Below are 20443 nucleotides of genomic sequence, written 5' to 3'. Positions count from 1 at the left end.
CAAAACCATCAGGAGAACGTGAGCAATGAACATCCGTCCCTTGCACGATCGCGTCGTCATCCGTCGCGTTGAGGAAGAGCAGAAGACCGCAGGCGGCATCGTGCTTCCGGGCAACGCCCAGGAAAAACCGACTCGTGGCGAAGTGCTCGCCGTCGGTAACGGCCGGATTCTCGAGAGCGGCGACGTACGTCCTCTGGACGTGAAGGTCGGCGACACCGTGATCTTCAAGGATGGCTTTGGCGTCGAGAAGCAGAAGATCGACGGCGAGGAAGTCCTGATCATGAGCGAGTCCGACATCCTGGCAGTCGTCGAGGGCTGAGCCCACGCCACTGACTCGGTCGTTTCAACGTTCACTTTTGACGCTTAGATTCAAAGGAAGTACAGAAAATGGCAGCGAAACAAGTCAAGTTCTCTGATGATGCCCGCAAGCGCATGGCGCGTGGTGTTGACGTTCTGGCCAACGCCGTCAAGGCAACCCTGGGCCCGAAAGGCCGCAACGTGGTGCTGGAAAAGTCCTTCGGCGCACCGACCGTGACCAAGGACGGCGTCAGCGTCGCCAAGGAAATCGAACTGAAGGACAAGTTCGAGAACATGGGCGCGCAGATGGTCAAGGAAGTCGCTTCCAAGACCTCCGACGTTGCTGGTGACGGCACCACCACCGCTACCGTTCTGGCCCAGGCCATCGTCGCCGAAGGCCTGAAAGGCGTGACTGCCGGCATGAACCCGATGGACCTGAAGCGCGGTATCGACCAGGCGGTCGTTGCGGCGGTCAAGGAAATCCAGGCTCTGTCCGTGCCCTGCACCGACTCCAAGGCTATCGCTCAGGTTGGCACCATCTCCGCCAACGGCGACACTCGCATCGGCGAGATCATCGCTGAAGCGATGGAGAAAGTCGGCAAGGAAGGCGTCATCACTGTCGATGAAGGTCGCGGCTTCGAAGACGAGCTGGACGTGGTCGAGGGTATGCAGTTCGACCGCGGCTACCTGAGCCCGTACTTCGTGACCAACCAGGACACCATGGCGGTGGAACTGGAAGATCCGTTCATCCTGCTGGTGGACAAGAAGATCTCCAACATCCGCGAACTGCTGCCGACTCTGGAAGCCGTGGCCAAGGCTGGCAAGCCGCTGGTCATTATCGCTGAAGACATCGAAGGCGAAGCCCTGGCAACGCTGGTGGTCAACACCATGCGCGGCATCGTCAAGGTGGCAGCAGCCAAGGCACCTGGCTTCGGCGACCGTCGCAAGGCCATGCTGCAGGATATCGCTATCCTGACCAACGGCACTGTGATCTCCGAAGAAGTCGGCCTGAACCTCGAGCAGGCTACCCTGGATCACCTGGGCACCGCCAAGCGCGTGACCATGTCCAAGGAAAACACCACCATCATCGATGGTGCTGGCAACGACAGCGACATCGAAGCTCGCGTCAACCAGATCCGCGCTCAGATCGAAGAGACTTCCTCTGACTACGATCGCGAGAAGCTGCAGGAGCGTGTCGCCAAGCTGGCCGGCGGTGTTGCTGTCATCCGCGTCGGTGCTGCCACCGAAGTCGAGATGAAAGAGAAGAAGGCTCGCGTCGAAGACGCCCTGCACTCCACTCGTGCAGCCGTCGAAGAAGGCGTCGTGCCTGGCGGTGGTACTGCCCTGATCCGCATCCTGACCAAGATCGCTGGTCTCAAGGGTGACAACGAAGACCAGACCCACGGTATCGCCATCGCCCTGCGCGCCATGGAAGCTCCGCTGCGTCAGATCGTCACCAACGCTGGCCAGGAAGCCTCCGTCATCGTCAACCGCATCAAGGACGGTGAAGGCAACTTCGGCTACAACGCCCAGACCGGCGAGTACGGCGACCTGTTCGACATGGGTGTGCTGGATCCGGCCAAGGTGACCCGTACTGCACTGCAGTCCGCTGGTTCCGTCGCTGGCCTGCTGATCACCACCGAAGCCATGATCGCCGACGATCCGGACGAGAAAGACGCTGCTCCGGACATGGGCGGCATGGGCGGAATGGGTGGCATGGGCGGCATGATGTAAGTGCCCCCACGGGCAGGCTAGCCTGCCCGGCCCCGCACCCAGAGGCGACGAACCACTTGCCTCTGGCGTGCCAGCCCTAGCGCACTAGCCCTAGAGCATAAGCAAAAGCCCTGCCCCTGCGGCAGGGCTTTTTCGTGCCCGACGTTTAGGTGTCATTGCCATCGCCCTCTTCATCGATCCGCCTCATATCCACGCTGAGGACATTTCACTTATCGAACGACCCCTGCCGTGGTTCACTATGTCCCGGCTTTTTCGAGGTAGGCAAGCGATGGAACTGACGCTATTGGATGGCGGAATGGGGCGAGAGCTGAAACGTATCGGCGCGCCCTTTTCACAACCGCTGTGGAGCGCCCAGGCGCTGATCGAGGCACCTGATCGTGTGGTCGAGGCCCACCGCAACTTTCTTGATGCTGGCGCCCGTGTCATCACGGTTAACAGCTACGCCTGCGTGCCCTTCCATCTCGGCGAAGAACGCTACCAGGAGCAGGGTATCGCCCTTGCCACCCAAGCCGCCCGGCTAGCCGCGCGATCCATCAGCGAATGGCAGGCCGATCAGACCGGCGAGACCTCCAGCAGCCGCGCTCAGGTCGCCGGTTGCCTTCCCCCCGTCATGGGCAGCTACCGCCCGGACCTGTTTGACGCCAATCGTGCACGCTCGCTGCTGACGGACCTTTACCGCGCTCAAGAGTCCTTCGTGGACCTGTGGCTGGCCGAGACGCTGTCGAACCTGGAAGAAATCGCTGTCGTCCAGGAGGTATTGGCGAATAGCGACGCACCACGCTGGTTTGCCCTGACCTTGCAGGACGATATCACCGACGTGGCGCGCCTGCGCTCCGGCGAGAGCGTGGCAGAAGCCGTCACACAACTCTGCCAGGGCGGTGCCGATGCCATTCTCTTCAACTGCTCGATTCCAGAAGTGATCGAGCAGGCTCTGATCGATGCCAGTGACGCCATGCGACGCCTGCGCTGCTCGCTGCCGCTGGGCGCCTACGCCAACAGCTTCGCGCCCATTGCCGCAGCCCATCAGGCCAATGCCACCCTGACCCAGGATCGGCAGATCACTCCCCAGGGCTACCTGGACTACGCCATACGCTGGTTCGAACGCGGCGCTCGCCTTATCGGCGGCTGCTGCGGCATCAGCCCCAGCCATATCGCCGCCCTGGAGACATGGCGAAGGTCGATGTAGCTTCCTATACTAGGCGGCAGCGCTTCAGAAGCATGCTCGATCCGTGCTGCCGCGGAGCACAAACCATGCAATTTTGTAACAGCAACTGCCTCCTTTGACACTCGCTCCGTCTAAAAACCAGCTACTGCAACGCACATTCGGTGAGAGCACGTTTTTACCGCAGGGGGCATAGCGCCTCTTTAATAGAACTCACAACTGATTATTTCCCTTGTTGTTTCCGTAACAAGGCTGTGGCAGCGCGCCCTCGTCTTCAGCCTCCCACTGCCTTGATGCCAAATCCTAAAAATACGAGACATATAAACATTTTGTTACATTTTGAAATTCTTTAATACACTTCAATCTCTGCCTGTTAACGCTAGCTGACCCAAACTATCGCCAGGCACTCGCCATACAGTCTCAACGACAAACAAACGCACGCGAGCCTCGTCATGAAAAATAATGTTTAGATGGCTTACAAACAGGCATTCAACCTGCTAAATTCGGCCCCGAAAAAAGTGGCAATGATCACTCTTCAACGGCTCACGCAGGGCTCATAAACGCTATGTCAACTCTAAAGTCTCTAGTATCACCTCCTATGGTGCTACTACTTCCTGGCTGTCTCGCCTTCAAAGAGCGGCGCTTCATTACGGCCTTTATCATGCTGATTGCAACCATCGCTCCGATTGTGTTGCTGTGCACCAACCACCTTTCAGAAATGCAAGTCTTGCTTACGGAACTGACCGTCCTGTTTGCACACTTCATTGGTCTTACCGCCCGGCTAGCTGTCTGGAGGCCTCAGTTATGACATCGCTGACACCTCATCAGTACCAAAGACATGCTGAGAACGATGAGATCGATCTACGTGATATTGCGATCATCACTCTTAATGGATGGCGCTGGATAGCCGCCAGCGTTGTCACTTGCATGCTCTTGGCCTGCATCTATCTGTGGTTCTCTACTTCTACGTATACCTCGACATTGCGTTATACACAGACGAGCGATGGCCTCAACGTCATTAACCATGTTCCTGGTTTTGCTATTACTCCGCTTCAAGCAAAAACAGAGCTTGAAGTGCGTCTAGGTAGCTTTGAGCGTTTTCGTGCATTCCTCGCACAGCATCCTGACTACGCAAGGATGCTGAGCAACGAAAATGCTCCCGAAGAAGACACCAGCGAGCTGCGCGAAAGCTTTAGGCAGTTATCAGTCACATCAGCGGACAGCACATCGTCTGATCAAGGCGAAATTCGCTATAGCTACCCCGAAGATGTAGACGGAGCCTCCCTACTCAACGATTACTATCTTTGGTCTCAAGATCAATACACGCGAGTACTTATTGAACGTGTCGAGCGCAGCATTCAAAACACTATTGCCATTAATGAAGTGTCCATGAATGCGCATCTAGCGGCCTACCAGGATGAGCTAGATGCCACGGTCACACGGATGAATGAAGAACACTACATCCGGCACCTAGAGTTACAGGATCAACTTGCTGCGGAGCAAGCGGCTGAGCGTTCTTCACGCATGGAGCGTATTCGTACTCTCGAACAAGCTGAAGATATTGCTGCTCGCCTCTCCATCCACCAACCGACCACTCCTTTATCCATGGCAGGAGGCAATACGCCAGACCGAGTCGTCTACGACAATGTGAGTATCGGCAGCGATCTTCCACTTTACTTTCTAGGAACAGAAGCCCTGTCTGCTGAGCGAGAGGTTCTCACGCAGGGACTAGATGAGCCTATGACTTCCCCGGCCATTAGGCAGATTGAAAAGCAGCTGGAACAACTTCAGCATCAGCGCCGCATAGAGGCATTTGAAGCACGGGAGTCTGACTCTCCTTTCATCGACACCTACAATCAACTTCAGCAAGAAAACACCTTGCTCCGTGCAAAGAATGTCACGCCTGACGACATCACTGTCACAGAGATCGTCGATGTTGCCTACCGTCCTAAGGCAAGCGATGGTCCGGGTAAATCGCTTGTGCTAGCGCTGGCTCTGATCCTGGGTGGAATGATGGGTCTAATGCTGGTCATGCTCGTCACTTTCTCTCGGAGCGTCAAAAGCTACCGCGCCCAATACGCTTGACGTTCGCCAGAAGAGGCCGCACATGCGGCCTCTTTTTCACGACACACTCAGTACGGCTACCTGCCTGTGCATCCCACGTCGGAGGCACTATAGTCGTCTTGCCCGCATTGCAGCCCAGATACGCCCGCCATCACGCATCCAACGCACTAGCGCTCTAGACCGTGAAAGCCCGCTCATTCCCCGCCAGGCCGCTGGCGGCTACAATGACGCTCCCTGTCTCTACTGCGATTTGCTGTCGAATGCTCTCCAATATCCGCATCGTTCTCGTCCAGACCTATCATCCCGGCAACATCGGCTCCGCCGCCCGCGCCATGAAGACCATGGGCCTGACGGACCTGGTGCTGGTCAATCCCCGTGCCTTTCCGGACGAGGAAGCCAGCCGCTTGGCGGCGGGCGCGCTGGATGTGATCGAGGGAGCAAGAGTGGTCGAGCGGCTGGAAGATGCCATTGGCGACTGCGTGCGGGTGGTCGGCGCCAGCGCGCGACTGCGTAGCCTGCCACTGCCCCACTACGACGAGCCGGATGAACTGGCCAAGGACCTGGTGGAAGATGCTTGCAACAGTCCCGTGGCGATGGTGTTCGGCCGCGAGCGCTACGGCCTGACCAACGATGAGATTCGCTTGTGCTCGCATCAGGTCAGCATTCCTGCCAATCCTGACTACGGCATCTTGAACCTGTCCCAGGCGGTACAGGTGCTGTCCTACGAGGTCAGGCGGGCATGGCGCAAGCACGCGGGTGAGTCTACGGCCGGTGCCGGGTCTATAGCCACACCGCCGACGCGTGAGCAGGTGGGGCACTTTCAGAGCCACTTGAGCCGCGTCATGCAACGCAGTGGCTTTATCACCCAGCCCCACGCGAAAACCGAAGAGCAGCTGCAGGCCCTGTTCGCCCGTGCTACCCCCTCGCGCAAGGAGCTATCGCTACTGCGAGGCTGGCTGTCCTCGCTGGAGAGCCACCTTCCTTCCGACGACAACCGCTAGCGGCATTTGGCCAACTAGAGCGGCCCTTGGTTGGCTAGAGCGGCTCTTACCTGGGTAGAGCGGCCTTTGATTGACTAGAACGACAGCGCATCGTTCACCTAAACGCGGGTCGCGACACTGTCGCGACACTATCGCTACATTATCGCGACCCGCTCGGGCTGACGCTTAGCCGTCAATGACCCCGCAGGCGACGCGGGCTCCGCCACCACCAAGGTGGGGTTCGTCGCTGTAGTTGTCGCCACCGGCATGAATCATAATCGCGCGGCCGCTCAGGTCTGACTCCTTCACCCTTGGGGCGAGGGTCGTCAGTGTGGCTTCGCCCTGCTGTCCTACGGACAGTGCGGGCAGATCCCCCAGGTGTCCATCGCCATAGGGGCCCTGATGGGTGCCGGTTTCCTCGGGGTCATAGTGACCACCAGCAGCGGCAGCAGCCACCACTTCCCCGTCCTTCTCTGCCGGGGAGCAATCCGGGTTGACGTGTACGTGCAGGCCGTGGATTCCGGTGTCCAGCCCTTCCAGGGCAGGCGTAATCAGCAGGCCATGATCGCTATCCTCGAAGGTGATGGTACCGACGCTATCACCCACGCCGTCAGTACTGACACGGTGCATCTCCACCTCGGTCGCGGCATGTGCTGCACCCGCCACCAGCAGGCTAGCACCTAACCACCATGTTGCCTTGATCATCTAGAGGCTCCTTTCCATGTGAAGTGTCTTTCCATCGGGTACGACGTTCCTTCTGGAACACCTGCCGTCAGGAACGTCTTTCTCTCCCTGTAGAGAGTTCAGCGCCGAGTCTTGCCGACAGTTGGCTGTGTTCAACGACTCGATCTCGCGACTCCCTGCCCCTTAGCCTGGACCAAAGTGACGGATCAGCACAACCCGTAAGCGATATCGTCGGACACCCTTTACAGCCCACCTTTCCCCCCTTGAAACGACAATGCCCGTGCTGCGGGAGCACGGGCACTGTTTTGATCTATCGCGTGTGCGCTGTCATTGCCCTACGTGAGCCGCTTAGGTTAGCCCTTACGTTAGCCGCTTAGCTTAGCCCTTACGTTAGCCCCTCAGCTTAGGCCGCTTACGCTGGCTAGGACGTCTCTATAGGGCCTCAATGTGCTCCTGAGATTACAGCGTCATCGCCGCGAGCCAGCCAAAGGCCACCAGCGGAATGTTGTAGTGCACGAAGGTCGGCACGACGCTATCCCAGATGTGGTCGTGCTGGCGGTCCACATTGAGCCCCGAGGTCGGACCCAAGGTGGAATCCGAGGCAGGTGAACCCGCATCACCCAACGCCGCCGCGGTACCCACCAGGGCCACCGTCGCCAGATCGGAGAAACCGAACTGCACCGCCAGCGGAACAAAGATGGCAGCAATGATGGGGATGGTAGAAAACGAGGAGCCGATGCCCAGGGTAATGAACAGGCCGACCAGCAACATCAGCAGCGCCGCCAGGCCGCGGTTGTCACCGATGACCTCGACACTGGCACTGACCAGGCTCTCGATATCGCCGGTGGCCGTCATCACCGCCGCAAAACCCGAGGCGGAGATCATGATGAAGCCAATCAGCGCCATCATGCGCATGCCGCTGGTGAACAGGTCGTCCGCCTCGCGCCAGCGGAAGATGCCGCCCATGGACAGCAGCGAGAAACCGACCAGCCCGCCCAGAATCATGGAACCGGTGTAAAGCTGGATACCCAGCGCCGCGACGATGGCCACCACCGACATGATCAGCCCCAGCGCGCGGGGCTCCTCGGTGTCGCCCGCTTCATGGCCGTGGGCATGGTGGGTTAGCTCGGCCTCAGAGTAGTCACGAGGCTTGCGATAGGACAGAAATACCGCCACCAGCAATCCCAGGAACATGCCGGCCACGGGCACGCCCATCGCCATGGGCACCATGCCACGGCCGATCTCGAGCCCAAGGCTCTCCCCGGCCTGATTGATATTGGCCAGCAGAATATCGTTGAGGAAGATCGCGCCAAATCCCACCGGCAGCAGCATATAGGGCGCCGTCAGACCAAAGGTCAGGGCACAGGCCACGGCGCGACGGTCCATACGCAGCTGGTTCATGACCTTGAGCAGCGGCGGAATCAGGATCGGGATGAAGGCGATGTGCACGGGAATCAGGTTCTGGGACGATACCGCGACCAACAGGACGCTGCCCAGCAACAGATACTTGACCGTGGCCTGGCGAGATGCGCTGGATTCCTGCCCCAGCAAGGTGATCAGGCGACGGGCCAGCAGGTCAGGCAGGCCTGAGCGAGAAATCGCTACCGCGAAGGCCCCCAGCGTGGCATAGGCCAGCGCCACCTTGGCACCTCCCCCTACGCCGTCATTGAAAGCCGCCAGGGTATCCTCGATGGACAGACCACCGACCAGGCCACCCACCAGGGCGCCGACCACCAGCGCCAGCACCACCGAGACCCGCGCCAGCGACAGGCCCACCATCACCAGAACGGCAATAATTACTGCGTTCATAGGAACATCCGAGTTGGGGTTACGAGGGTTGAGGGAGGGGAAAACCTGGGCGCAAAGCCAGGAATAGCGCAGATTTCCCGCAAAAGTCGGCGCGAAGGATACCAGAAAAGCGCTGGCTGCGGGATGTCACCAAAGCATCACGCGGCGTTTACGGATTTGTCATATTGGCAGGACATACTACACTCGTGTTCAGGCAACATCGGGCAACGGATACTGCCCCATGAGCGTCACGGATGCGACGATGCAGGACGCATCGAGGGAGTTCAGGCACCGGGATAGTGCCTCAGGGAGGAAAGAAAGCGAAAAGATTGCTGCGCCACGTCCATCGGTCGTGGCGCTTTTCTTTTTTGCGACGCCTTTCTTTCCCAGAGGACGTCAGCGGCTAAGGCGACCGTGCTAGGTGGCCGCAACCATATCGCCGCAGTAAAGTCGCCGCAGCAACGTCGCCACAGCAAACTCACGTTCAACACCTTCAGGTATCGGTGAACCCGCGCAGAAAGGCAGCGAGGTTACGGCTCAGCGCAGGGGTCGGATAACCACCCTCCTGCACCAGCACCGTGGGCAGGCCCAGCTCGCCCACCTGGCGGCCAATCGTCACAAAGTCCTGAGTATCGAGGCTCAGCCCCGCCAGAGGATCATCCTTGTGGGCATCCAGCCCCAGCGCCAGCACCAGTGCATCCGGGCTAAAGCTCGCCATGGCATCGAGCAGTTCGTCCAGGGCGGCCTGGAAGGCATCGATGCCACTGCCCACCGGCAGCGGGACATTCAGATTGGCCCCTAGCCCAGGGCCGATACCTGTCTCTTCTGCGCTACCCCAGTAGTAGGGATAGAAGTCCGCAGGGTCAGCGTGCAGCGAACCGGTCCAGACGTCGCCGCGGTCGTAGAAGATGTCCTGGGTGCCGTTACCGTGATGAAGATCGATATCCAGAATGGCCACCTGGGACACATGCTCGCGCAGTACGGTGGCCGCGAGAGCGGCATTGTTGAGATAACAGAAGCCCCCGGCGCGATCTGGCCCCGCGTGATGCCCCGGCGGACGACACAGTGCATACGCCGTGCCTGCGCCCGACACGATGCTTTCAGCGGCGGCCTGAGCCGTCGCGGCGCTGGCCAGAATGCCCTGAAAGCTTGTGGCGGTCAGCGGGCAGGCCATGTCGTGTAGATGCCAGCCTGCCTGACCCACCGGGTGCCGCGGATAATGCTTGCCGCCACCGCAGGGATGCACGTTGGGCGCCACGAAGTCAGTGGCCTCAGGCAGCGTTTGCCAACGGGAATGAATCGTCTCGAGAAAATCCAGGTAACGCTCGGTATGGATCTCCTTGAGCCGCTCCCTCAACTTGGGACTGTCGACTTCGGCGGGTGCGGTCAGCGCCAGGCCGACCTCGGCGAGACCTTCGCTCAGCAACTCTGACCGACGCGGCCCTTCGGGCGAATCGCTCAACACGCCTCGCTTCAAGAACTGAGGGGGTGCGTGACGTTCCTGGTCAGGATGGTAAAACAGTTTCATCTACATCGGTCTCCGGTGATGACGCGACCTCGCTCCCCGTGTCTTGCGTACCCTGGGGCACCACTTCAGTACCGTCTCCACGAAACGGTACCTGAGCGAGTCTATCCCTGGCCACAGCAGCTCGGGCCACAGCAGCTCGGGCCACAGCAGTTCAGGCCACAGCAAGCCAAGCCTGCTCCTGGGCGAGTCTACCCCATGATAGTGCCGGAAAACCCGACCTTGATACCACTCCCGGGACCATCATCACCGCCAAGCTGCCCGCAGCAGACCAGCTCGGCGTGGCCTGACCTGGCGTTTAGCCACCGCCAGCAGGCCACCCGTTTGATTGACGTCGGTCAACCTTTGACACCCATTCCAAGGCGCTTGCCAGCCGTCGGTGCGACGGCTAGCCACGGCGCCTTGCTCGCAGCAGAGCCTAGCAACGGCCTTTCTTAGCTTGCCCCGGCGGACAGAAGTCGCCGCCGTGATGGCCGCCGTGGTCACGATGATCATCGTCAAGGATGATCAACGGCTCAGACGAGATGCGCGCCGGTTCGTAGCTACAGCCCGCAACGGTCATGATCAGCAGAAGCGGCATCAGCCATTTCGCAGCAGAAGTTACCATCGGCATACTCTTGATCCCCTATTGACCCTGATACTCTTGCCTCTGGTTATCGATTCACTGTGACAACCCATAGAGGCGATATCGTCGTAGGGTATCGCAAAATTCGTACAACCACCTCTGTCGCCGGGCAAGCACACCATATGTCGGCAGATGGAGACGCTATAACTTCGATCACTCCCGCCTTCACCAGATATCGCTCCCGGAATCGGGCAGGCCCTGCACCTCCACGATATCGTCAGAGGGCGGTGGTGCCTGGCGTTGCTGCTCGGATTGCTGCTGCTCCGGTTCCTGCCTCAGAAGCCTCTGTTGAAGTTCCTGCTGTGGCGACACGTCTGGCTGCAGCGACTCCTCTGACCACAAGGTGACGTCCGCAACGGGCTGCTGGTCGAGTTGCTGGTCGGGCCTTTGTCCAGTCATTAAGGCCGTCGGGACCACGCCATCGCCGTCGTACATCGGCTTGATGCCTTCGATCACGTACATGTTGTCGTTGTAATCGAAATTACCGCCATTGAAATCCTGGATGACCAGGTAGGTATCCGGGATGTCGTTGCCCTCCTCGTCCAGGGCCTGGAACAGACGAATGAAGTAGCCTCGCTCCAGATCAGGGCCATTGGCTGGGGGCGTGCCCTGGCCAGTGGGATTGAGGGACGGATCTGACGACAGCCTCGCGATCTCGAAGCCAAACAGCGCGTCCCCGGTCCAGTCTTCCGGTATGTCGGAGCGCTGCAAGGTGACCTCCGGAAACTCACCACGCCCAAAGGTGCGTGGCAGCAGCGACTGATTCTGATCCGGGCCGTGGGGCAGCAGGCTGAGATCCTGGGAGGTATCCTGGAAGGCATGTACCCCTAATGCTGCCCCACCGGGATTCTGCATGGACGCGAGCTGGGTGATGCGCACGCTGTCGACGCCGTCGGCAAAGGTCCAGTAACGCGACAGCACCTCCTCGTCAGTGACGGGACGATAGTAGCCAAAGTCGTACAGGGGGGAGCCAGGCCCACCGCCGCCACCGGCGAGGGGCAGCCCGCCGATGCGGTTGCCAAGCCCGGCAACGCTCCAGATCTCATCCACGGTGGGTTCCCAACCGCCCTCGTCCTGAGCCTGCCAGAAGCCCGCCAGCTCAAGGGACGTCACCGGCGAGTCGGCGTCGTTGGTCAACAGCGTCAGCCGGCCAAAGAAACGTCCATCATCGTCATTGCGCTCGGGCGCCTGGTAACTGTCACGATCGAACATGACCGTGATGTCGATGGACTCGCCTGCTGCCAGCACGCGCCCTTGCAGCGCGTCGGCATCGGCCAGCCTAAAGGGTCCATCGAGCATCGCATTCAGAATCTGCAGGGGTTCGCTGCCTTCATTGGTAATGCGCGCCAGGCCGGTTTCCCTGAAATCCCGATCAGGGGCCGCAAAGTCATTGATATCTAAATAGTTGAACAACAGACGGTCGTGGAAGAACTGGCTCTCGGCGTTCACCAGGCTCACGTCGGCCCCCTCTGCCACAGCGACCGGCGCCACCTCCACCGCCTCGACCCGGGAGCTGCTGTCATCATCCGATATCAGGTGCCAGCGATACTCGGTGCCGGCCTCAAGCTCGACGTACCAGAACACCCCGCCAGCGCCATCGTCGGCCTGCAACGGGGGCGGCAATGGCTCCCCATTGAGGGTGACGTCAAGCTCATCCCCCGGTTCACCCACCGTCAGGTCCAGTCGGTATAGGCCTGACTCGCTGACCGTGACAAACGCATCGGCGGTGCGCGGACTGGAGACCAGGCCAGACACGCCGTCATCCAGCGCGATACGTATGCCATCGGTGGCGTCTGCTGGGTGGTTGATAGCCTCACGGATGGCTTCCCGTGACAGGTCCGGCACCCATAGCAGGTCGACGTCGACCGCACTCCCCCCCACTGAGGCCAACGCCAGCGCATGGCTTCCCGCCTCCAGGAATACCTCCACGTTCACGTACACCCAGTCATTGGCTGTCTCGCTGTCCGCCGCAAGCTGCAGCGGCGCCAGCTCGACGCCATCGAGCGAGAACGGCAGCTGACGCGGCTCGCCATCCGCGGGAAGGTAGTAGCGAAACCCCAGCTCGTAGTGTCCGTCCTGCTCGACCCGAATCGCCCAGGTGATACGTTGTTCCTGGGCGTCGGACAGCGCGACATAGGCTTCGCCAGAAGCATCACGACCACTGTCATCGGACGTTGGCACCACACCCTGAAGCATCGCTTCTTCTGCCTCATAGCCCATATGACCAAAGGCATCGCCCTGCCACACCTCGAGCTGGTCAATGTTCGGGCCCGCCCTGCCCAGGGATTGCAGGCGAACCTCGACCTCCCCCGCCGGCAGGTCGATCTGTACATCCTGGGTCATCCACAGGTTCCACCTTTCATCCAGGCTGGGAAGGCTCGGGGCAGCCGGAAAGCTCACCAGCCCATGGCTTTCGCCGTTGATGAATATCTCCAGGGGACGTTCCTTGCCGCCGCCGTTGGCATAGCGGATGCGCAGCACGTTGTAGCCTGCTTCCTCCGGCGCCAGGGTAAAGCCAAAGGTGATCCAATCCTGGGCGCTGACGCCAAAGTCGGCATAGCCGCCACCGACACCGTCGCGATCATCGAGATTGCCATCGTTGCCGTAGCTGCCCGGTCGCAGGCCTGGCGTGTCTTCCGCTATGCCCTGAAAGATCGCCACATCGCCGGTCATTGACAGCGTGGCGCTGGTACCGTCGTTCGGGGTATCGTCCTCGGCCTGGATGGTAGCCAGCTTCACAGGGTGCTCCGGCGGCTCAGGCGGTTCTGGCAGGACCGGATCCAGACGGACCAGCTGGCTTTCGCCGGTACGCCGATTCAAGGTCAATAGATACAGCTGCCCGGTGGCCGGGTTTTCGATGATATCCAGGGGGCTGTTGTAACGGATGACGCCGCCGTCACTGTCACGCAGCACATCGTCGCTGATGACCTTGCCGTTATCGTCCAGGCGTATCCAGCGGATATCATTGCCGCCGGAAAACTCGGTGAACAGCAGGCTGCCTTTCAGGGCATCGCCAAAGATGTCGCTGGTGAACTCGGTGGCCCCATTGGGTGAGCGGTTGGGTCCCAACGCGTAGGTATCTTCCACCCGATAGTTGGGATCCGGCTGGGTGCCGGGCGCGTAGGTCGACACCTCGTTGGCGTCTTCAAAGCGGGTCGGGTTGCCACCATCCAGTATGTACTCATCCCGCAACGGATTGCCGTGGCCGTAATAGCCCCCCTGATCGACAGTAAACAGAAAATCGTCCTGGAGCCCCACGCTGATCAGCGATTCATCCTCTGGCGTCGCCGGGTCGTCCGGTACCACGCCTCCTGCGGCGCCCCCGTTGGTAGGCACGTACAGCCGGCCATCCGAGTGCCACACCAGGTCATAGGCGTTACGGATACCGGTGGCAAAGATCTTGGCCACCGCGTCCTCTGCGAAAGGATCGTAGAACGTCGACAGGACGTTACCATCGACGTCCTGGACGCTGGCGACGCCGTGCTCGTCGAAGACCAGATACCGCCCGTCTCCCATGGAAATAGGATCATCCTTCAGGTTGTTATCGTCGTCGCGAAAGCGGGTCTGATCCTCGGGCAGGGGCTCGGTCGTGAGGTCAAATCCGCCCTCGGGAGGCGTTCTGCTCGGGTCGATTTCCAACACCGTGGCAGATAGCAGGCGCTCGGGCCGGTTGGCCCAGGCGCTGTCAACGCCCCCTACACCCGTGTTGGAACCTTGGGTCAGGTACAGCAGATACTCGGGGCCGGCGTCGGGGAAGTCCGGGTCATACTCAGGGTTCTTGCGAAACTCGATGCTATTGGTGACATGATCCGCCGCAGAGCGTGGCAGGCCGGTGAGATACACCTCGACCTGCCCGCTGAAGCTGCCATCCTCGTCCAGGGTGATCTTCAACAGCCGACCACTGAAGTCTGGCACCCTGCGCACCTGTCCCAGCAGCGGCACCGGATAGTTGTCGGTGCCCCACAGCACCTGGGGATCGGAGGGGTCTTCTGCCACACCGATAATGGCCCGGCGCACATTGTCGGTCACCGAATCAGGCTGCGCGAATGGATCCCATCCCAGGTCCAGCACTTCACCTAGTCCCAGCGAGCCATCTTCCGGGTCTAATCCGTAGCGTCGGATCTGACCGCCCATGCTGACCATATACAGGGTGTCGCCTGCCCCGTTGAGCGTCAGTGAGGTAAAGGCAACAGCATCATCTGCAGCACCATCGAGCTCGACGGTGCCCTCGAAGGCAACGTCGACGTCCGCGTCTCTCTCGGTCACCGGTCCAGTGACAAAGGTGTTGGTGTATTTGAGGAAGTCACGGGTTGGCGCATCGATATCGCTGTTGTCACCGCGATCCTGGAAACCATCGATGACCAGGGTATAGCTGGTATAGGGCTTGAGCGGGTCAACCGGGGACAGGGTCAGGGAATCGAAACCACCGGTGGTGTTGATATCGAAGTTCACCTCGACGCCGGTGACCGTCTCAAACAGGCGCACAGATCCATCCGCCAGGCTTTCCAGCAGCACACCGCCCCTGCCTTCCACCACCTGAACGCCCACGAAGATGTCCGAGGCCGGATCCACCCCGATAGGCAAACCGCCATCGTCCCGATCCAGCGCCACCTCCACCGCCTGGCTGCCGACGCCCGCCACGGCTCTAGCCCCGACAAACCGGGCATAGTCATCGACGGCATCGCGATCATCACTTGGGGTGGGGTCCGGCAACGACTGAATCTCGACATATTGCAGCTTGACGTTGCGGGCATCCGCGCCCAGTGCGTCCAGGGTCAAGCGTCCGTCGGTGACCTCGACCACCCTGGTCACCAGCGTCGTGCGAAAGCCATCGGTGTCGTCGGTAACGTTGGCATCCAACGGGAAGTCGCCGGGCCGCGCGGGCACAAACCCATCGATGAGCGAAGCGCCCTCTGCGTTGACCTGATAGAAGGCATCAAAACGGCCGGAGACATCCCCCACCGCCAGGGTAACCTCATAGAAGCCCGGCGCCAGCTCGATCTCCCATCCCGCATTGACGGCGACACCACCATCACGCGTCATCTGGGCGTAGCTGGCCTGGCGAGGGTCCAACCCGTCAAAGTCCCCCGAGCGGTCAACCAGCAAGGACGCATCCACATCGACCAGCGACATGGGAGTGGTGCCGTTGTCGACGCCGTCGGCGATGCTGGCGCCGCTGACCCAGCCATACTGGTGGGACACGCCCCCAACCTCGATCGCCTGTTCGCCAAACGCCTTGCCGCTGTCTACGGCATAACCATCCACTGCCGCAGAGGCTTCAGGCTGAAAGTTGATGCGCCATACGCTCCGCTCGCTGATCACCGTTGGGGTCGCCACCGCCGAGGACGGCGGCAAGGCCTGCCCCAGGTGATCGACATCGTTAACCGCGTTTTCGCGACTTACCTCGTTGACATCCTTTACATCGCTGACACCGTCGACATCATTCCTGCCGCTTACATCGTTTGTACGGATTTCATCGCTCACACCCCGCCCTCCCCATCAATAAATTTCGCAATGGGCACAATAGAGCGCAATTTTTACAGAAAAATAAATAGCAATATTCTTACATTGATTGAGACAAATACCATTTGGAAACTACTTTTTTACACCAACAGGCAATTAAAAAAACAATGCACCTAAAGGCATAAATACATGTCGAGAAACACTTACACCACAGAAAATTTTATTATTAAAAAACAATGAGATGAGAAAAATGGTTCGTGCGATTGATACTTTCTAATTTCCAGAAATGAGAAAAATCGAAGATAGAAAACAGAATAATTTATCACCTTTGATCGAAATGTATGTGCTTAAAAAGTCATATATGAAAGAAAACTTGAACCAGGCTTACGACAAATAATCGCTAGATTCTTACTCAAATATGTCTACATAATACTGGCGGGTAGACAACGACGTCAGAAATGCCTTTTCTGGAACACAGTACATTGCTGTGAGCGTCATTGTGGGAAAGCTCTGTTGTCATGCTGCAGGGGCTCTACTGTCGCTCTGCCAGAGCTCCGTTGTCGTTCGACTAAAGCTCTGCCGAGCGAACGGACTGAATCAACCTGCCGAACCAGTACGAACCAGAACGACGAGTCAGACCTACGAACCGGACCGACGAACCAGGCCCTACCATCGAGAGCCACCAGGCTTCTCGCGGGTGCCCCATTCACGCTGCCAAGAGCTCATCGCCATGCGCTTATCCCCGTCTAAGGACAATGCTCTATCCCGCGAGGCGTCTGCCGTTGCCGCAGCGCTGCGCGGCTGTCGCAGGGGGCTCGTGGATGTGGCCATCTTCAGCATCGCCATCAATCTGCTGATGCTGGTCCCCTCTTTTTACATGATGCAGGTCTATGACCGGGTGCTCGCCAGTCGCAGCGTCGCTACCTTGATCATGCTGACGCTTGTCGTGATCTTTCTGTTCGGGATCATGGCCGGCCTGGACTGGGTGCGCTCGCGCCTGCTGGTGAGGCTGGGCAATCGTTTCGACGAACAGCTTCAGCAGCGTCTACATCAATCGCTTTATCGGCAGGCACTCAGCAATCCCAGCGCTGCCTCCATCCAGGGGCTGGATGACCTTGCCACGCTACGTCAGTTCTTTTCGAGCCCAGCCGTCCCGGCGTTCCTCGACACCCCCTGGATACCCGTCTATCTGGGTATCCTGACGCTGTTTCATCCGTACTACGGGCTCTTCGCCCTGTGTGCCGGAGCGTTGCTACTGGCCCTGGCGGTGCTGAACGAGTCCAGGACCCGGGAATTGCTCAAGCAGGCCGGAGCCAGGCAGGTGTCCAATCGAGATACCACCGCGGCCAACCTACGTAATAGCGAGGTGCTGCATGCCCTTGGCATGGTCGAGAGCGTTCAGCATCGCTGGCAGGCGATACATCGGGAAGGCCTCACCCTGCAGTCCCTGGCCAGCGACCGCGCAGGCACCCTGACCCATCTGTCGAAAGCGCTGAGGCTGCTGTCCCAGTCCTTGATCCTGGGGCTCGGCGCCTGGCTGGTCCTGATCGCAGAGTTGACCCCAGGGACGATGATCGCCGGCTCGATTCTGCTCGGCCGCGCGCTGGCGCCACTGGATCAGCTGATCAACTGCTGGAAGTCCTTCATCGCCGCGCGCAATGCATCAGAGCGCCTGAATCTGTTGCTTGGCGCGGCAACGGCAGGTGAGCCCATGGCGTTGCCCTGTCCCCGGGGCTCGCTGGCCCTGGAGAACGTCAGCGCCGGTCCACCGGGATCCCAGAACATCACCTTGAAGGCCATCAGCCTCACGCTCTCGCCCGGGGAGCAACTGGCCGTGGTGGGTCCCAGCGGTTCAGGCAAATCGACCCTGGCGCGGGTCGTGCTGGGCATCTGGCCCAGCCTGGATGGCTGCGTGCGCCTCGACGGCGCCGACATTCTCGGCTGGCAGCGTCACGCCCTGGGGCCTCACCTGGGCTATCTGCCCCAGGACGTCGAGCTGCTGGCGGGGACCATTGCCGATAACATCGCGCGCTTTGCCGCCGTCGACGCCGAGGCCGTGGTCAAGGCCGCGATCCTGGCCGGCGTGCACGAGCTCATTCTGTCCCTTGCTGACGGCTACGACACCGTCATCGGCCCACAGGGCCTAGGCCTTTCTGCCGGTCAGCGTCAGCGTATCGGACTGGCGCGGGCGCTCTACGGCCATCCCTGCCTGGTCGTGCTGGATGAACCTGACGCCAGCCTCGATGACGCTGGCGAACGCGCCCTGGCGCAGGCTCTCGATGGGCTGCGCCGCCAGGGGACGACCACCCTGGTGATCACCCACCGTCAGTGCCTGCTGGATCGGGTAGACCGTATCCTGTCGCTTCGTGACGGCCAGGTAGCCGCGCTGCACGCCCGCCGCAGCGCCGACGGTGGCCCGGTCGGGGCCAAGACGTTGCCCGGCAAGGTGATCAAACGGGTAACACCACACCGATCGGCATCGGCAGGAGGCCCGCCATGACCTTGCCTTCGCCTGGCTCATCCACCGAGACGTCCGCTAAGACCGCGGTCCCTTTAGACGCCGGCGGCTCTTCCGTGGTCCCATCGCCAGCCTTATCGCAAGACGGGCCGCCGACAGCGCTGCATGTCTATCGCCGCATGGGCTTTGCGCTGCTGACTATCGCCCTGGGCGGCTTCGTGCTGTGGGCAACCACGGCTCAGCTGGCGGTGGCCGTGGTCGCGCCCGGAGCGGTATCGGTGGAAAGCTTCACCAAGCGTGTTCAGCATCTGGAGGGGGGCATCGTCGCCGACATTCTCGTGAGGGATGGGGATCAGGTGCAGCATGGTGATCTGTTGCTCCGCCTCGATGACACCCTGGCACGGGCAGAACGCCGCATTGCCGACAGCGATTACCTGATCGCGCGTGCCAGTGAGATTCGCCTGCTGGCGGAGCAGGCAAATGCCACTGTGCTGACCTTTCCCGATGAATTGACGGCCGCCCGGCTACAGCGCGTGCGTGAGGTGCTGGCGGTGCAACAACACCTCTTTGAGGTCCGTCGCCAGGCCCTTACGGACACCCTGGCGGCCCTGGATCAACAGGTGATCCAACTGGAGGAGCAGATCCAGGGGCTCGAGCGTACCCGGGGAATTACCGACCTGCGTATCGACTCCCTGGAGCGGGACATCGCCAGCCATCGCCGCCTGTTTGACGATGGCCTGATCAGCAGTCAGCGGCTGCGCGAGCTGGAGCGCGAGAGCCTGGAGTACCAGAGCGACAACGCCAGGCATGCAGCGGACATTGCCAAACTGCAGGCTCAGATCAGCGAGCTGGTACTGAACAAGCAGGTGCGGCGACAGGAGTTTCAGCAACAGGTGGGCGAGGACCTGCGGCGGGTTCAGGCCGAGGTGGCCGACGCCGAAGAGCGCCTGGTCGCGCTAAATCATCGGCTGACGCGCACGCGCATTGTGGCGCCGGTGTCCGGCACGGTGGTCGGACTCGACGTGCACACGATCGGCGCGGTGGTCCGCGGAGGCGACATCCTGCTGGAGCTGGTTCCGTCCAACGACCGCTTCGTGGTCGAAGCACGGGTCCCCAGCCAGGACGTGGATCATCTGCATGTCGGCCAGCACGCCGATATCCGCTTCAGTGCCTTCAATCAGCGTTTGACCAAGGTGGTCGCAGGCACCATCGGCCATGTCAGCGCCAACAGCTTTGACGATGAAACGAGTCGGCAGCGCTACTACAAGGTCATCGTCCAGGTGACAGACCCGATCACTAGCGTATTGCCTGAGGGCATGACGCTCGTCGCGGGCATGCCCGCAGAGGTCATGATTCGTACCGGAGAGCGCAGCTTTGCCAGCTACATGCTGAAGCCGCTCAATGACATGCTGGCCAGGGCCATGCGCGAGGAATGACGCCTGCGCAAGCAATAGCACCGCCACCCAACCACCATGAGAGAGGCAAAAAAAACTGCGCGGATCAAGGTTCAGGGGGACGATCCGCGCAGGGCCAGCTCCCTGCCGGCACGGGACACCATGACATGTCCGACAGAAGCCTCCCTGATAGCCTCCGCCGATGACACCCCCCTGAGGGAAGCTGCTGCGTTTCCCTGAGGGGTACCTCCCTTAGACCATGCATCTGG

Annotated in this window: 11 protein-coding genes; 7 read left to right on the top strand and 4 right to left on the bottom strand. The window is 60.3% G+C overall.

The window, feature by feature from the left end; all coding sequences use genetic code 11:
- Positions 1-25 precede the first annotated feature (25 nt).
- The 5 genes from KUV41_RS15815 (at position 26) to KUV41_RS15795 (ending at position 6258) form a co-directional block, all read left to right on the top strand.
- Complete coding sequence (locus tag KUV41_RS15815; protein ID WP_045994577.1) at positions 26-319, top strand: co-chaperone GroES; 294 nt, start codon at positions 26-28, stop codon at positions 317-319.
- A gap of 68 nt (positions 320-387) precedes the next feature.
- Entirely contained in the window at positions 388-2031 is a 1644-nt protein-coding gene (gene groL, locus KUV41_RS15810; RefSeq protein ID WP_206937932.1) for a chaperonin GroEL, read from the top strand.
- A gap of 268 nt (positions 2032-2299) precedes the next feature.
- Positions 2300-3217, top strand: coding sequence for a homocysteine S-methyltransferase family protein (locus tag KUV41_RS15805; protein WP_222486715.1), 918 nt, complete (start codon positions 2300-2302; stop codon positions 3215-3217).
- Positions 3218-3997: 780 nt separating this feature from the next.
- Positions 3998-5278: a Wzz/FepE/Etk N-terminal domain-containing protein gene (locus KUV41_RS15800; RefSeq protein WP_222486714.1), complete on the top strand. Its 1281-nt coding sequence runs from the start codon at positions 3998-4000 to the stop codon at positions 5276-5278.
- Positions 5279-5517: 239 nt separating this feature from the next.
- Complete coding sequence (locus tag KUV41_RS15795; protein WP_222486713.1) at positions 5518-6258, top strand: RNA methyltransferase; 741 nt, start codon at positions 5518-5520, stop codon at positions 6256-6258.
- Between the two features lie 165 nt (positions 6259-6423).
- On the opposite strand, the gene sodC is transcribed toward KUV41_RS15795, so the two are convergent.
- The 4 genes from sodC to KUV41_RS15775 form a co-directional block, all read right to left on the bottom strand.
- Positions 6424-6942 carry a superoxide dismutase family protein gene (gene sodC, locus KUV41_RS15790; RefSeq protein WP_222486712.1) on the bottom strand — a complete coding sequence of 173 codons (519 nt, stop codon included), beginning with the start codon at positions 6940-6942 and terminating at the stop codon, positions 6424-6426.
- Positions 6943-7380: 438 nt separating this feature from the next.
- Positions 7381-8730 (bottom strand): Na+/H+ antiporter family protein, encoded by a 1350-nt coding sequence (locus tag KUV41_RS15785; RefSeq protein ID WP_222486711.1) that lies wholly within the window; start codon positions 8728-8730, stop codon positions 7381-7383.
- Between the two features lie 472 nt (positions 8731-9202).
- Positions 9203-10237: a histone deacetylase family protein gene (locus KUV41_RS15780; protein ID WP_222163108.1), complete on the bottom strand. Its 1035-nt coding sequence runs from the start codon at positions 10235-10237 to the stop codon at positions 9203-9205.
- Between the two features lie 787 nt (positions 10238-11024).
- Complete coding sequence (locus tag KUV41_RS15775) at positions 11025-16343, bottom strand: hypothetical protein (protein WP_222486710.1); 5319 nt, start codon at positions 16341-16343, stop codon at positions 11025-11027.
- A gap of 709 nt (positions 16344-17052) precedes the next feature.
- Here KUV41_RS15775 and KUV41_RS15770 point away from each other — a divergent pair.
- Together KUV41_RS15770 and KUV41_RS15765 are read left to right on the top strand one after the other, a co-directional pair.
- Entirely contained in the window at positions 17053-18822 is a 1770-nt protein-coding gene (locus KUV41_RS15770; protein WP_222486709.1) for a type I secretion system permease/ATPase, read from the top strand.
- Complete coding sequence (locus KUV41_RS15765; protein ID WP_261396071.1) at positions 18819-20216, top strand: HlyD family type I secretion periplasmic adaptor subunit; 1398 nt, start codon at positions 18819-18821, stop codon at positions 20214-20216. Before KUV41_RS15770 ends, KUV41_RS15765 begins: the two co-directional genes overlap by 4 nt.
- Positions 20217-20443 lie beyond the last annotated feature (227 nt).

Origin of the sequence: Halomonas sp. DP8Y7-1 (assembly GCF_019801685.1) — a bacterium.
In the GTDB taxonomy this organism is placed as follows: Bacteria; Pseudomonadota; Gammaproteobacteria; order Pseudomonadales; family Halomonadaceae; genus Halomonas; species Halomonas litopenaei_A.
This window is presented reverse-complemented; position numbering and strand designations above follow the sequence as displayed.